The organism is uncultured Chloroflexus sp. (assembly GCF_937129525.1).
GTDB lineage: Bacteria > Chloroflexota > Chloroflexia > Chloroflexales > Chloroflexaceae > Chloroflexus.
Window position 1 is genome coordinate 32146 of record NZ_CAKZNK010000100.1, and the last position, 14294, is coordinate 46439.

The window sequence follows — 14294 nt, forward strand, 5'->3', positions numbered from 1 at the left end:
CCGTCACGACGCGTTTTATTGACCTCTGGCCGGCGCTTACCGCTCCACCAGCGTGGCAATTGTCACGCCATCGCCGCCATCGCGTCCACCGCTGCTGAATGATGTTACCAGCGGATGCGTAGCCAGTATATCGCGCACAATCTGGCGTAGCGCGCCGGTGCCTTTGCCGTGAATCAGGCGAACCTGGCGGAGACCGGCCAGATAGGCCTCGTTAAGGTAGCGGTCGAGGCGGTCGCTCACTTCGGCAGCGCGCCAACCACGCATATCGAAGCTCATCGACACGTCAGCGACGGCAGGCAATGTGACACTGCGTTCGGGTGGCGTATAACGGCGCTCATCTTCCACTTTTGCTTTGACGCGCTTCAGTTCGGCCAGCTTCACCGTCATCCGAAACCCACCTACCTGCACAGTAGCGGTGTCGTCTTCTTCATCAATCGCCACAATCTCGCCGTTGAGACCGATTGACGTTACCTGTACCGGGTCGCCCACCTGCAACGGACGTTCAGCGGGGGGGGGCGGGGTGGCCGGCGCATGCTTTTGGCGCAAACGTTCGGTCACCTGTTGCGCCTGCTCGGTGGCGGCGGCCAGGCGTTTTTCGGCTTCTTCCAGCCACTGCCGCGAGATGTTCACCGAGCGGTATTCTTCGCGTAACCGGCGCAACTGCTGGCGCGCTTCGCGTAGTTCGGCTTCAATCTCCTGACGGGCAGCGACCAGGGCCGCTTCCCGTTCGGCGGCAAAGGCCTGCTGTTCGGCGGCCAGTCGATTGCGGTACTTTTCAGCGTCGGCGCGCAGCTCTTCGGCTCGTTGCAATGCCGCCGCTGCCGCATCGCGCTCGCGCTGGATCCCAGCCAGCAGGTCTTCGACTTGCGCCTCTTTGCGGTCGATAAACGAACGCGCCTGCTCAATCAATGCCGGATCCAGCCCCAGGCGCGCGGCAATGGCCAGCGCGTTCGAGCGGCCAGGGATGCCGATACTCAAACGGTACGTCGGCGCCAGAGTCTCGACATCAAATTCGACCGAAGCGTTTTGCACACCCGGCGTTGAGTAGGCAAATGCCTTCAGCTCGGCGTAATGGGTGGTGGCTACCGCGAGCACACCTAGTTCTAACAGCCGTCCGATAATTGCCCGCGCCAAAGCCGCGCCCTCAACCGGATCAGTTCCAGCGCCCAGTTCGTCAAACAGCACTAGCGCTGCCGGTCGGCGATAGTCAAAGAGCGCTTGATCATCGGCCACCGGTGGCAGATCTTGCGCCGCCGTCAACGTCTGCAAGACCCGGATAATATTCGCCATATGCGAAGAGAAGGTGCTCAGGCTCTGTTCGATGCTCTGCTCGTCGCCGATGTCGGCGAAAATATACAGAAATACCGGCAGCCGAGAGGGCTGGTCGGCTGGTATCTGCATTCCAGCCTGCGCCATCAGAGCCAGCAGGCCGGTCGTTTTGAGTGCCACCGTCTTGCCGCCGGTATTGGGACCGGTAATTAAGAGGACAGAAAACTCGCCACCCAACCAGATATCAATGGGCACGACCGTCTCGGCTGGCAAGAGTGGGTGGCGGGCGCGTGTCAGGCGCAGTGGCGGTTCAACCGGTGGCGGATCGTCGGGTCGCCAATCGACGATCTCCGGGGCAATACTGCGGGTAGCGATTGCATAGCGGGCCATAGCGAAAGCCAGATCGATTGCAGCCAGCAGGTTGACAGCGCTTGTAATTGCGCTCACCGCCGCCCCCACCTGATCTGATAGCTCGCCCAAAATGCGCTGCACCTCTTCCGCTTCAGCGGATTGCAACTCGCGCCAGCGATTATTCAGTTCGACGATTGCCATCGGCTCGATGTAGAGGGTTGCGCCTGAACCCGACTGGTCATGCACGAGGCCGCGCACTTCACGTCGATGGCTGGCTTTGACCGGGATGACGTAGCGACCATTCCGCACGGTGATGATCGGCTCTTGCAGCGCATCGGCCAGCGCGCTGGAGTGGATCATACTCTGCAATCGCTCTTGCAAGCGATTGAACGCAATGCGTACCTCGTGTCGCAGGCGGGCCAGCGTCGGGCTGGCGCTATCCAGCACCTGTCCATCATCAGCGATGGCTCGCTCAATAGCCTCGATCAGGTGAGGCAGGGCGGGTAGACTGCTTCCTAGCTCAATGAGATGCGGGAAGCGCGCGTCGAGCCGGCCAAGACGCTGGCGCAACAGAACGGCACTTTGCAAGGTTGCTGCGATGTCACGCAGTGTTGTGCCATCAAGGATGCCACCCCGCGCCGCGTGTTGCGCGGCCCGGCGAACGTCACGTGCCCCGCCGATGCTGATCTCCGGCCACTCTTCCAGCAGCAGACGCGACTCGGCGGTAAGGGCCTGGCGCCGGCGCACCTCAGCCAGATCGGTGGCCGGAGTCAGACTTAAAGCCAGTTCACGCGCCGCTGAAAACGCAGTATGACGGGCCAGACGCTCGCGAATGGCGTCGAACTCGAGCGTGTGCAGGGATGATTCCGGGATAGACATACTCGTACCGTTTAAACCAATGGTTGCCTCGCTCAGCCTACCACCAGTGCGCGGGTGTTGTCATCAGCCGGAAGGTTGATCACTGTACCTTAAAAATAATGCGCGCGGCGTCAGGGAGCACCGGGTCTACTAAGTCGTACAGGCCAGGCAAGACAGCATTGGCGAAAAAACGCAACATCAATGAGGTGCCGATCTGGCCGCCGAGCCAGCGCGTTATCGGATACTCGATATTGGCAAAACCACGCACAATAAAGAGATTCCAGAGCAGCACTGCGGCCAATCCAAGCGCCAGACCGCCGATGATAAGGCCGAGCGCAGCGCCGATGATCCGATCAATCATTTCAAAGTGGTGTGGTATTTGCGCGTAGCGGAAGGTGTAGATACCGACAAATGTCAGCACGATGAAACAAAGCAGGTGAATAAGCGCGAAAGCTACATATTGACTGACGAAGCGCTCGCCGCCCAATTCGCGCACGAAGACGTTAGCCAGGCTCTGGTAGTACAGACTGGCCAGGACGGTACTGAGGTAGAACGAGAGGATGATCAGTAGAATCCGCACTGTTCCCTGAAAAAAACCTGCCGCTAGCGCGCCGAAGAAGAGCACAACGAAGAGGAAGTCTATGACGTTCATAATAACCAATCTCCCGGCGCAAACATTCTCAATCTTAAGACAGATCCGTAAGTTACCTGATTATAGCATACTGGTTCTGCTGAAACGTGCATCGTTGGGGTAATGCATGTGTTTTGTAAGGTTGTTGAAACCGGAAGGATCGCTTCTTCGCCTGTCTCGCAACGCAATTCAACCCCGCTAATGTCTGAATGAGGTTTGCATCATGACCAGTACCAGTACTTCTCGTCTTGCCACAGTTGCGTCTGAACGCTCCGCCGCAGATCCGGCCACAATGGCGCCATTGTTACCCTCTGAAGCGCGCCGCGGCATGATCATCTCAATCTGGGAAGGCGCCATCGCCAATGTTCATATCAGTATTACCGGGGCCGTCGGCGGCAGTGTTTTTCTCAGCGGCTTTGCGCTGTTACTTGGCGCAAACAATTTTCAGCTTGGCTTGCTGGCAGCGCTGCCGTTTATCGGTCAGCTCTTTCAGTTTCTCAGCGCCTATCTTGAAGCGCGGTTTGCCAACCGACGCGCGATAGTGCTCTACTCGGCGCTGGTCGGTCGGCTGGTGTGGGCCTTGTTGCTCTGTCTGCCGTTTACCGGTTGGCCATCGGCGTGGCAACTGACCATCTTCTTCATCGCGCTCGGTTTTTCCTACGGTCTTAACGGTATGGCGGGCAATGCCTGGATAAGCTGGATGAGCGATCTGGTGCCGGCCAACCGGCGGGGCAGTTATTTCGGTGTTCGCAATACTGTCGGTGGGATCTCGGCTATGATCAGTGTCTTTGCCGCCGGTCTCGCGCTTGACCATTTTCGCGCCAGAGGCGCTGAAGCGCAAGGTTATGCGCTCATCTTTGGGGTAGCAGCACTGGCCGCATTTGGCGCAGCCTGGTTGATTGCGCGTCAACCAGAACCACCTCTCACCCCTCGTCCCTGGAACGGGATGAGTTCGTTGTTGTTGGATCCGTTACGCAATCCTTCATTTCTGCACTTTACCGTGCTGTCTACCGCCTGGGCACTGGTTACCGGTATCGCGGCGCCTTTTTTCAACGCCTACGGCTTGACCGCGCTTCAGCTTGATTTTTCACTGCTGGCGTTGACCGGTGTTGTAACCAGTGCAGTTGCGCTCTTCTTTTCACCGCTGGTTGGCTGGCTGATGGATCGCTACGGTTACCGTCCGGTGATCACCGCGTGTGTGCTTGGAACCGTACCGTTGCCATTGGGCTGGATCCTCTCTACTCCTGACAATATTGTGCCGCTCTGGTTAACCTCGATCTTTTCTGGCGTCTTCTGGCCGGGTGTCAATCAAGGGTTGGGCAATTTGTTGATGGAGCGGGCGCCGGTCGCTCAACGCGGCGCAGCAGTGGCGATCTACAGCCTGATCACCGGTCTTGGCACGTTGGTCGCATCCCTGGTTGGTGGCGCATTAGGTCAGGCTGCTGCCGGCGTGACGCTGATGGTAGGGCCGGTGGCATTGCAGGGGCTGGCAGTGCTTTTCGCGATGACGATGATAGGCCGTATCGTGATGGTAGGTATGTTCTGGCGTGTGCTGAGAAACCCGGCTTGAGCGGGCATGAAGTGCTGTGAGCGAGACACTGATAGTTAGAGTCGGAAAGATTGACGGCGCTCTGCGCGACAATGCTGAGAGTCTACAGCGCGATGGTAGGCATGGTTTGCCTCGCTGTAGTTATCCTTCAGGTTGCACTGCTGTCAGTTTGCGGCGCACAAAGGGTATCTTTTCCAGCACTTTAACCAGCGCTTCCTTCACCAGTGCCATATCATTGTTGGGCAGCGCGCGCAATACCAGCGCCAGACCAATGTACACAACAGCGCCTAATGGCACGGCCAGGAAGAAAAATGGTGATGTCCGTAGCCACCAGATCGATCCTGCCATACCCAATCCGGCCAGGCCGGACAGCAAACCGGTGCGCCAGTTTTGAGCGCCAAATGTGCCCTTGGGTAAGGCCTTGATAGCCGCGATCAGAATGCCTAGCTCGGTAATCGTGTATGCCAGCGCCCCACCCAGCGCGCCGTTGCCAAAGGCGCGATCAGTCCACGGTACCAGGAAAAAGTCGAGTGGTAGCGTTGCGACCGTCGCCACAATCATAATCGTGTTGAGGATGGCAGTGCGCTCGGCGGCAATCAGCAACTGGCTGAGCACCGTATTCAGGTAGGTACAGATCAGCACCAATCCCAGCACGGCGAGAACAGCGCCGGTTGGGCGAAAGGCATCGCCGTACAGAAGGAGCGTGATCGGTTCGGCTAGCGCCAGCAACCCCAGCCCAATCGGCATGCTGAGCACAACCATAATGTTGAAGATTGGCCGGGCCGCCTGTGAGAGGTAATCTTGCCCGGCAGCAAAGCGGCGCGTGAATGTCGGAAAGATGACAGTGCCAATCGCTACCGGGAAGAACATCAAGGTGCCAAACAGGTTTACGGCAGTGCCATACCAGCCCACAGCTTCGGTTGAGGCGAAGAGGGCGATAAACAACCGGTCGATTTGCTGATAAACCATCAGCGTTAATGCCGTCACCAGATACTGCTTTGAGTCAAGCAGCATACTTCGTGCCGCTGCCAGATCGAAACTCCAGCGCGGTCGATGCTGGCGGAAAAGGAAAAAAGCATCGCCTAAGAGTGCCACCAGGGCAGCCAGCACATTTGCCCAACCGATCCAGATGACATCGAATCCGGCGAAGAGCAGGCTCAGGCTCAACACTGTCAGCGCCAGCTTGCTGACAACCGTAACCAGCGAGACATAATGTACCTGTTCTAGCCCATTCAGCGCCGCAATTAAGCCGCCGCTAAGTGTTGCAAAGAGGGTCATCAGCCCGATAATCCAGATCAGGGCAATTTGCGTTGGATCGGCACTGCCGGCCAGGAGGTCGTAGCCAAAGACGACCAGGCAACTAATCACCCACAAGCCGATCCGAACAATGAGGCTGGTGCCGACCAATACACCGGTGCGGTGCGGTTCACGAGCAATCGCCTTGGTCAGGTGTGTGTCCATACCGAACGTGATCAACACGCCGGCAATCATCCAGATCGACAACGCAATGGACAGTTGACCAATCGCGAGCGGCCCCAGGATGCGTGGCTGAAAGATGGCAACCAGAAAAGCCATTGCCCATGTGAGCAACTGAGCTGCCATCATCGCGCTTGCATTTCGGGCCAGCCGCGCCCCGCTAATGGGTGGCGGCGTTATGGGGTTGGGCGCTCCTTGGGCGCTCACGGCGCTACTCCTCTCTGTGATGGGTCGGTCAGGCGAAATGGCGCAATATAACAACACAATTCGCGGTTAAGTTGATAACTCCAGCCTTTTTGCAAACCTACAAAGGGGTAATACAGTTGATCTAATCCCAGCAATATCTTATCTAGGCGATGCCACTTGATCACACCCGAAGCAATCTGGCGCAATCCCTGGCTAAATAACCATTCACCCAACAATACCAGGCCACCGAGGTCACCGCAGCGCAGGTATTTACCGGCAACCGCGCCGGCGCCAATGCCGTAAGCGCGAAAGCTGCGGCGAACGCCTTGCCAGTTCTGCCAGTGGTGATGATAGGCAATAGCCTGTGGGGTAAAGGCGATCCAGCCACCGCTTTTCAAGACCCGATAGCCTAGATCTCGCTCTTCCCACGATCCTAATGGCGCGCCAGCGCCAATCAGTTCATCAAATCCTCCCATCTGTTCGAAAGCGTTGCGCCGCGCGCCCATGTTATGGCCGTGACCGAAGGCAAGATTAAACCGATTGTGGCGAAAAATACGACGCGAGCCATTGCACGTGCCCAAAACCAATTCATTGACCTTCATCTCTTGTGGCCCCGGGTATACTGCCCCGAAGGCCAGCCAGACCCGCTCGTCGCGCAATTCCGCGACTAACCCGCCGATCCAGCCAGGATCGAGCACACAGTCATCGTTGGTGAACAGAATGTAGGGCGCATGGCCCAGAGCAGCGCCGGCGTTGCGTGTGGCCGATATACCGCGTATCGGTTGCCGCAGATAACAGATCCGTTCGTCTTCTAACGCATGGTGACGAACACACTGTTCAGTGCGATCGTCTTCACTTTGGTCAAGCACCCAGATCGTAAAGTGAGGATACGTGTTCTGGCGGAGACTGCGAATCGTAGCGTCGATAGCAGCGCCGCGTCCATATGTTGAAATCACAACATCGACTGCCGACATATCCATACAGTTGCTGCCCATTTTGTCTGAATAACCAGCTTATGTCAGCAGCGTATCATCCTTTGTTGAAACTATGCTGAAATACGCATAGATTTCATCTAACGAGACAGTCACCTGGCAGCGAATTTTTGGTTGGGCGCGCGGCGCCGCAAGAGCCGATCAACTTCACAAATCAGATCGTCTGAGTCAACCGGCTTGGTCAGAAAAGCGTTGACGCCAACGCCGGCTGCTTTGACCTCGTCTTGCTCTTTGACACTGCCGGTTACCATAATGATTGGCAAGTCGGCATAGCGTTCATGCTCGCGAATTGCGCGAGCCAGTTCAATCCCGTCCATCCGCGGCATCGTAAGATCGGTGACAACAAGAGCGACTTCCGCAGAGTTGAGTCGGCGCAACGCCTGCTCGCCATCAATGGCAGTAACCACTTTATAGCCGTGTTGTTCGAGCACGAACCCCATCAACCGGTTGCTCGGTATATAGTCATCGACGATCATGATCGTGGTCATGTTCAGAGTCTCCTTTAGCTTAAATGCTTGACCAGGTGCCAGCGATTTCCATCAGGAAGCGATGTATAGCTGACTTTATCCATCAAGTGGCGAATGAGAAACAAACCATAGCCGTGGATTTGGGCCTCGCTAAGGTTGGGTTGCGGCACCAGTTCTGGATCGAACGTCTCTCCCGTATCGTGCAATTCGATCTCGATGCGGGGTGGTTGTGGGTAGAGCGTTAAGGTGATATGAATGCGTCCTTCGCCATCGCGCCGATTCCGATAAGCGTGACTGACGATATTTGTGCAGACTTCATGCGCAGCCAACTGCACATTGTATATCAACGTTTCATTGTCTGCTCCTACCTGCCGAAGTAATTCGGCAATAGTTTCACTCAGCAGGTGCAGATAGGAATGGCGGGCCGGTAGATCCAGCCGGATCACTTCGCTGGGTTGCCTGCTCACGGCTCTACTCCTTTGAGCACGATAAGCGTTTGATCATCATCTTGCGGATGGCCCGCGCTGAATCGATCCACTGCATCAAACAAACCATCGGCAATTTCGCGCGCTGAAAGCTTGGACAGTTCATCGACCGCGTTCAATAATCGTTCGATGCCAAATAATTCATCTTGTTCGTTACGGGCATCGCTGAAACCGTCGGTGGCAACGATCAAGAGATCACCTGCTGCCATCGCGAGCGAACGATTTTGAAAGTGATTGGTTGGCAGGATACCGATAGCCGTGTTATCGGCCAGCAATAATTCAGCTCGACCGTTGCGCGGTCGGTAAATGACCGGCGCGTGACCCGCATTGGCATATGTGATAGTCTGTTGCTCGACCTCGTATTGACCGACAAAGACAGTTGCAAAGACGCCGATCCGGGTAAAATCGTTGTAGAGATCTTCATTGGATTGGCGCATCACCAGTGCCGGTGTCGGCGATGGCATAAACTGCGCTTTGCTGTGCAAGGCAGTGCGTGTCATCGACATTAACAGCGCCGCCGAAACGCCTTTCCCACTCACGTCACCGATGGTAAAGATGAATGGATGGTTGGGCAGGTTGATGAAATCGAAAAAGTCGCCGCCAACCTGTAATGCCGGACGCGAATAGGCGAAGATCTCTAAACCGGTCACCTCTGGCAGGACGCGGGGAAGCAGATCGGTTTGCACTCGTCGAGCGAGATCCATTTCGCTGCGTAGACGCGCCTGTTCTACCATCTCCTGGTAGAGTAAGATCCGCTCGATCTGTGCGCTGGCCTGATCGGCGAGCGCTCGCCCAAGTTTCAGCTCAGGAGTGCCGAAACCTTCTGCCCGATCCATGATCCCGATACTGGCTACTACCATCCCCCGCACCCGGACTGGAACCACCAACAGGTTATGCACGCCGGGTGGCCGGCGCAGATCGCCATCATTTTCACTGAGTAAGAGCGGACGATCTTCTGTTTGTAGTTGCCAGAATAGTCGCCAGATCGTCTCGACGTTGAGCCTCGATTCTTCCGATTGCACAACGATCGGATCGCCACCGTTTGTTGACACGTAGGTTGCAAAGCCGGCTCGCCCTCTCAACATACGCTGCGCTTCATGGACAACAGCCGTCAACGTTTCACGCACTGTTACCAGATCGCGCATCGCCTGCGTTAATCGGTAGAGCGCGAGTTGTTGATCCTGACTGGCAACCAGATCGGCGGTCATGCATTGCAACTCGTATTCGAGCTGCAACATGTAACCGATAAGCTCAGCTTCGGCTTTCAGATGTTGTTGCGCTGCTTTGTGCCGAATGCCGCTTAGACGAAGTTCGCCGACGACTTCGTTGTAACAGTAGATGGCTGCGCTGAGATCGGCTGGCAACAGTCGCTGTCCAGCCGGCCAGTAGGCAAGCGCCCGTCCCTGTTCAAAAACTCCAAATGCCTGCGCGCCTTGCGCCAGCCATGCTTCGGCTAATGCCTGAATGCGGTTGTATTGTGAGCTGAGCAACGAAACAAGCATCATTGTGGTCTCAGGCATTCAAAACAGCAAGCGCATGCTCGCTATCAACAAAGATGTTGAACGCTTTATCGAGTCGGGTCAGTTCGAAAATCATTAACACTGGTCGGCGCAAACCGCAGAGCGCAAATTCACCTTTCCCTTGCTGGCAGCGTTTCATCGCCGATACCAGCGTCGCCAACGCGGTTGAGTCGACGAAGGTGGTTTCGGTCAGATCGACTAAAACACGCGCGCCAGGGGTGGCAGTTGCCTGTTCAAGCCAGTGCTGGACGGGAGGCGCGGTATTCGCGTCGAACCGACCTTCAATCGCCAGCACTGCCACATTGCCGACTGTTCGCGGCTTGATTTCCATAGGTATAATCCTCCTTTAACCCAGGCACCTGGTGATACTGCCCCGATCACACCTCGTTATCTTTACCTGGGTGGCGCAAGGTCGGCTTTTACGGCTACGCCGATCTCAGATGTCACTTTCGTTGCCTTCATCCGATGCCACCAGGCCCGCGGTGTGCGCAACAGTATCTTCAGGTCATCTTGCCATGTATGCGTTGCACTATAGTATACATCGGCAACCACAATAGAATCGAGATCACCGGCGGCCTGTACGTACCATAAACCGGTTATGCCGGGTGGAACTTCATAGCGACGTTGCTGCCACGCTTCGTGCAACAGTTCGACTTCGTTGGGCGAGAGTGGTTTAATACCGACCAGGTGTAGATCGCCGTTGATGACATTCAAAAGTTCTGGTAACCGGTGAAATTCGCAGGCTTCGAGCCATGCCCCAAACCAGAGCGGGCGTCCATCGGCATGACGGGTGCGCCAGCGCCAGAGATTCAATGGGCGGAATGTGGTCTGCCCGTTGGCCAGCGTCACGCGCTCGCCAACGCGCGGTAGCCGAACGAGTGGCCGACCGCCGCTGCCGATCGCGGCCAGCAGTCCGGTGAACAAAAAGAGTGGGCTGAGCGCAATGAGGATGAGCAGGGCGCCGATCCGATTCAAAACGCTGGTCAGCCGGTTTGTATTCACCGTTGCTGCCGAGACTCGTCCGATCAGGAACGGATCGACAATTGCGGTTTGTTCACCACTCTCTGGATCGATGATCATGCCTGGGTAAACAATACGCCGATCAACATTGACCAGTTGACCGATGTAGGTATCTGCCCAGACGGTGCTGGCTGTTACGGTAGCTTCGTCATCGATCATGCAGTCGGCGCCGATTACCGTGCCCGGACCAAGCTCAACATCGCGCCCGATCCAGCAGTTGTCGCCAATGTAGAGGGGTGGCGCAATGCGCGCGCTGGGATGGATGGAGTCATTGCGTCCTACCCATACTCCGGGTGCGATCTGGCGACCCCGGATTGAAGGGTATCGCACGGTGGCACGCGGGCCATCGGTGACTGTCGGGTCGGCAGTCCGGTAGGCACTGTACAAAAAGACCTGCTGCGCTTCGTGGTAGCTGGCCAGTGTTGTCAAAGGATTCCAGTAGCCGCTAAAGGTAAAGTTGTGTATCGGTATGTGTTGTTCCAATAAGTGCGGTAACAGATCGGTGACAATCTGGCATCGCTTGCGCAGCGGAATTTGTGCGATCAAGCTCGGTTCAATGAGGTAGGCTCCGGTGAGAGTGACAACATTGCCATCGCTCTTAGCCGGCAACACGGCGCGCAGGGTTCCATCTTCAGCAATAGCAGCCTCCGGGTGGGCGTACTCGCGCGCCGGGTGAGTAATGACCGTGAGTGGCCCGCCATGAGCCTGATGGTGTGCCAGCGCCGTTTCAATTGGCAGGTCGATAATCGCGTTGCCCGGCCATACCAGACAGGTTTCATTTATCAGTGGCCCGGCCCAACGCAAGGCGCCGCCATCACCCCAGGCTTCTTGTAACGTGACATATTCAATATCAACACCCCATCGCTTGCCACTGCCGAAGGCTGCCGTAATGGGGGCGCTCTGTTCGTGTAGCGCGATCAGAATGCGCTTGATACCGGCCCTGGCCAGCAGTTCGACCGCAACTGCCATGACCGGTCGATCAATGATCGGCAACAAGACATCCGGCAAGACATCGGTCAATGGCGGCAAATGACGCTCTTCAGCAGTCGCAATCAGCAACGCAATGGTCATCGAGTTAAGCCCCCTTCAGTTGCAATCGGAGCTGGCTTTGTTGGCGTAGCAGTCGCCACCGATACATCGGGAAAGATCGCCAATACCTGGTCGAGGCGTACCAGTTGGAGGGTGCGCAAGACATCGTGTGCGCAACCGGCCAGACGTAGCGCGCTCCCCTGCTCACGGGCCAACCGGTCGAGTTTTACCAGTGCAGCCATTCCGGCGCTGGCCATAAATGTTGTCTGGCTACAATCGATGACGACCTGTTCACCTCTGGCGAGCGCAGCGCCAGTCTGCTCTAGCAGTGCTGGCGCTGTAGTGGCGTCGAACACTCGCGGCGCCGGGATGATCGTCCAGCCGGAAAGTGTTGGCGCGGGTTGGATTGGCGCTGGTTGTTGTTGACGTTCCATCCATTCGGCAATTGCCGCTAGATCGGAAAATTGCTCAAAAAAGCGATTGAGTTTGAGCAAATCAAGGATCTGCCGCACAGGCTCTTGCACATTGAGCAAGAAGAGGTCGCCTCCCTTTGTGCGGGCGCGTTTGGCCAGTGCGACTAATGCGCCCAGGGCCGAGCTATCGAGAAACCGGGTTGCGCTTAGATCAAGGATCAAAAAAGGGTGTGCTTCCAACAATTGATTGGCTCGAACGGTGAATGGTTCCAGGTTAGCGACTTCGAGCCGTGGCTCAACGGTCAGCACAGGCCATGGCAATGATGCTGCGGGAGGTTCCGGCACAGCGGGAGCTTCCGGCGCAGCCGATGGTGCGGCAGGAGCAGTGGGAATAATGGTGAGCGCTCTTCCCCGCTGCATTGCCCACCATTGTCGGGCAAAGAAGTACCCGAAGTAGATGAAATCGTGAACGTACCGTTTCCACAATCGGCGCGGCTCTTGCGCTAACCGGTATACCCATTCCAGGCCGACTCGCTGCATCCACACCGGCGCCCGTTTGGTAACTCCCACGATCATATCAAATGTGCCACCGACCCCAATCGCAATCGGCACGCGCAATTCATGCGCGTACATTCTGATCCACTTCTCTTGTTTGGGGTTGCCAAACGCCACCAGCAGAATGTCTGGCCGGGCTGCTTTGACGGTTTCAACGATTGAGCGATCCATATCCAGCACCGATCCGGGTGGCGGCGACAACACGCCGGCCACGCGCAAACCGGGATAACGTTCTTGCAGAATAGCCGCAGCTTTGGCGGCGACACCTTCGCGCGCGCCCAGGAAGAAAATTGAATACCCTCGTTGGGCAGCGCGCTCGGCCAGCGCCGGTACCATGTCGGCGCCGGTTACCCGGCCAGGCAGTGGTCCGCCGAGCAGGCGTGAGGCCCAGACGAGCGGCATGCCGTCGGCTGTCGCCATATCGGCTTCTTGCAGGATGCGTCGCAGTTCGGGATCATGCAGCGCATTGACAACGAAATCGGCATTAACAGTGGCAATCTGATGTAGACGACCGGTAGCTCGCCCCACTGCAATAAACTCGTCGCAGCGATCAAGCGCTTCGGCCATCGTCAGGTTGTCAACCGGCACACCGAGAATGACAAGCAGTTTGCGCATGGTTGCTACCCTTAATATGCCCCACGCCCCAACAACACCGCCGGAATCGTGCGCAACAGGATTTCGATGTCTTTCCAGATGCTCTGCTCGGCGATATATTGCAAATCAAGTTCGACCCAGCGCTTGAAGTCGAGATCGCTTCGCCCTGAGACCTGCTGTAATCCGGTAATCCCTGGAATTGCGTGCAGGCGACCCAGTTGCTCGTAGGTATAGCGGGCTACCTCACTCGGCAGGGCCGGACGGGGCCCAACCAGGCTCATCTCACCTTTCAATACGTTAAAGAGTTGGGGCAATTCGTCAATGCTCAGCTTGCGAATCACGCGGCCTACTCGCGTCACTCTTGGATCGTGCTTCATTTTAAAGACAGGACCGTCAGCTTCGTTTTTGGTCTGCAATTCGCGCTGTCGCTGTTCCGCATCAACGTACATCGAACGAAACTTGTAGCAATAGAAATGTTCACCGTCTTTGCCGACGCGCACTTGCTTGAAAATCACCGGTCCCGGCGACTCAAGCTTGATGAGAATTGCCGTGATCAGCATAATCGGCGAAGTCAGCACAATCGCCATTGAGGCGACGGTAACATCTAATACCCGCTTGAGACGAGCGAGCAACTTGGTGCGGATAACCCATAGTGAGAGGGTGAATCGCAGGCGCTGGTTTGCGCGGGTGCGCTGAAAGCGGCGCTCGGCAAAAATTTCCAGCATGCGTCGGCTCTTTTCGTCAAGTGGTGATAATTCTGGTGCGCTCATCATCCTGGTACCTCCTAAAACTCTCTGCGCTTTACTATATACCAGTAAGCGAACAAAAACCTTACAGGTGATTGCTTGCCGGTTAAGAATATGTCACGCCATACGCGCTGACTGTAACAGGCTGAGGCA

12 protein-coding genes are annotated in these 14294 nt (G+C 56.6%); 1 reads left to right on the forward strand and 11 read right to left on the reverse strand.

The genetic code is table 11. The features are described 5' to 3' along the window. Positions 1 to 36: 36 nt before the first annotated feature. Both Q0650_RS13015 and Q0650_RS13020 read right to left on the reverse strand, forming a co-directional pair. On the reverse strand, positions 37 to 2499 hold the full coding sequence (locus Q0650_RS13015; protein ID WP_298819624.1) for an endonuclease MutS2: 2463 nt from the start codon (positions 2497 to 2499) through the stop codon (positions 37 to 39). A gap of 79 nt (positions 2500 to 2578) precedes the next feature. Continuing rightward, the gene (locus Q0650_RS13020; protein ID WP_298819625.1) at positions 2579 to 3130 is read right to left on the reverse strand and encodes a CvpA family protein; all 552 of its coding nucleotides are present in this window, start codon (positions 3128 to 3130) and stop codon (positions 2579 to 2581) included. Between the two features lie 202 nt (positions 3131 to 3332). On the opposite strand from Q0650_RS13020, the gene Q0650_RS13025 reads away from it, so the two are divergent. Beyond that, positions 3333 to 4679, forward strand: coding sequence for an MFS transporter (locus Q0650_RS13025; protein WP_298819627.1), 1347 nt, complete (start codon positions 3333 to 3335; stop codon positions 4677 to 4679). Between the two features lie 120 nt (positions 4680 to 4799). Here Q0650_RS13025 and Q0650_RS13030 read toward each other — a convergent pair whose 3' ends face one another. The 9 genes from Q0650_RS13030 to Q0650_RS13070 all read right to left on the reverse strand — a co-directional run bounded on the left by Q0650_RS13030 (position 4800) and on the right by Q0650_RS13070 (position 14168). Further along, positions 4800 to 6341, reverse strand: coding sequence for a flippase (locus Q0650_RS13030; protein ID WP_298819629.1), 1542 nt, complete (start codon positions 6339 to 6341; stop codon positions 4800 to 4802). Then, a complete protein-coding gene (locus tag Q0650_RS13035; RefSeq protein ID WP_298819631.1) occupies positions 6338 to 7300 on the reverse strand; it encodes a glycosyltransferase family 2 protein in 963 nt (320 codons plus the stop codon). The genes Q0650_RS13030 and Q0650_RS13035 overlap by 4 nt, the downstream gene beginning before the upstream one ends. A gap of 104 nt (positions 7301 to 7404) precedes the next feature. Continuing rightward, positions 7405 to 7800: a response regulator gene (locus Q0650_RS13040; protein ID WP_298819633.1), complete on the reverse strand. Its 396-nt coding sequence runs from the start codon at positions 7798 to 7800 to the stop codon at positions 7405 to 7407. Between the two features lie 14 nt (positions 7801 to 7814). Beyond that, positions 7815 to 8246: an ATP-binding protein gene (locus tag Q0650_RS13045; protein WP_298819635.1), complete on the reverse strand. Its 432-nt coding sequence runs from the start codon at positions 8244 to 8246 to the stop codon at positions 7815 to 7817. Further along, positions 8243 to 9769, reverse strand: a complete 1527-nt coding sequence (locus Q0650_RS13050) for a PP2C family protein-serine/threonine phosphatase (protein ID WP_298819637.1) — start codon at positions 9767 to 9769, stop codon at positions 8243 to 8245. The genes Q0650_RS13045 and Q0650_RS13050 overlap by 4 nt, the downstream gene beginning before the upstream one ends. Positions 9770 to 9776: 7 nt before the next feature. Continuing rightward, positions 9777 to 10115 carry an STAS domain-containing protein gene (locus Q0650_RS13055; RefSeq protein ID WP_298819638.1) on the reverse strand — a complete coding sequence of 113 codons (339 nt, stop codon included), beginning with the start codon at positions 10113 to 10115 and terminating at the stop codon, positions 9777 to 9779. 62 nt (positions 10116 to 10177) lie between these two features. Further along, positions 10178 to 11875, reverse strand: a complete 1698-nt coding sequence (locus Q0650_RS13060; protein WP_298819640.1) for a sugar transferase — start codon at positions 11873 to 11875, stop codon at positions 10178 to 10180. Further along, a complete protein-coding gene (locus Q0650_RS13065) occupies positions 11872 to 13416 on the reverse strand; it encodes a WecB/TagA/CpsF family glycosyltransferase (protein WP_298819642.1) in 1545 nt (514 codons plus the stop codon). The genes Q0650_RS13060 and Q0650_RS13065 overlap by 4 nt, the downstream gene beginning before the upstream one ends. 11 nt (positions 13417 to 13427) lie before the next feature. Then, positions 13428 to 14168, reverse strand: a complete 741-nt coding sequence (locus tag Q0650_RS13070) for a sugar transferase (protein WP_298819643.1) — start codon at positions 14166 to 14168, stop codon at positions 13428 to 13430. Positions 14169 to 14294: the final 126 nt, after the last annotated feature.

Bases quoted from the DNA above. Each gene is read 5' to 3' on its own strand.
- Q0650_RS13035 (WP_298819631.1), bottom strand. From the start codon at position 7,300: ATGGATATGTCGGCAGTCGATGTTGTGATTTCAACATATGGACGCGGC.
- Q0650_RS13025 (WP_298819627.1), top strand. From the start codon at position 3,333: ATGACCAGTACCAGTACTTCTCGTCTTGCCACAGTTGCGTCTGAACGC.
- Q0650_RS13015 (WP_298819624.1), bottom strand. From the start codon at position 2,499: ATGTCTATCCCGGAATCATCCCTGCACACGCTCGAGTTCGACGCCATT.
- Q0650_RS13020 (WP_298819625.1), bottom strand. From the start codon at position 3,130: ATGAACGTCATAGACTTCCTCTTCGTTGTGCTCTTCTTCGGCGCGCTA.
- Q0650_RS13055 (WP_298819638.1), bottom strand. From the start codon at position 10,115: ATGGAAATCAAGCCGCGAACAGTCGGCAATGTGGCAGTGCTGGCGATT.
- Q0650_RS13050 (WP_298819637.1), bottom strand. From the start codon at position 9,769: ATGATGCTTGTTTCGTTGCTCAGCTCACAATACAACCGCATTCAGGCA.
- Q0650_RS13060 (WP_298819640.1), bottom strand. From the start codon at position 11,875: ATGACCATTGCGTTGCTGATTGCGACTGCTGAAGAGCGTCATTTGCCG.
- Q0650_RS13070 (WP_298819643.1), bottom strand. From the start codon at position 14,168: ATGATGAGCGCACCAGAATTATCACCACTTGACGAAAAGAGCCGACGC.
- Q0650_RS13040 (WP_298819633.1), bottom strand. From the start codon at position 7,800: ATGACCACGATCATGATCGTCGATGACTATATACCGAGCAACCGGTTG.
- Q0650_RS13065 (WP_298819642.1), bottom strand. From the start codon at position 13,416: ATGCGCAAACTGCTTGTCATTCTCGGTGTGCCGGTTGACAACCTGACG.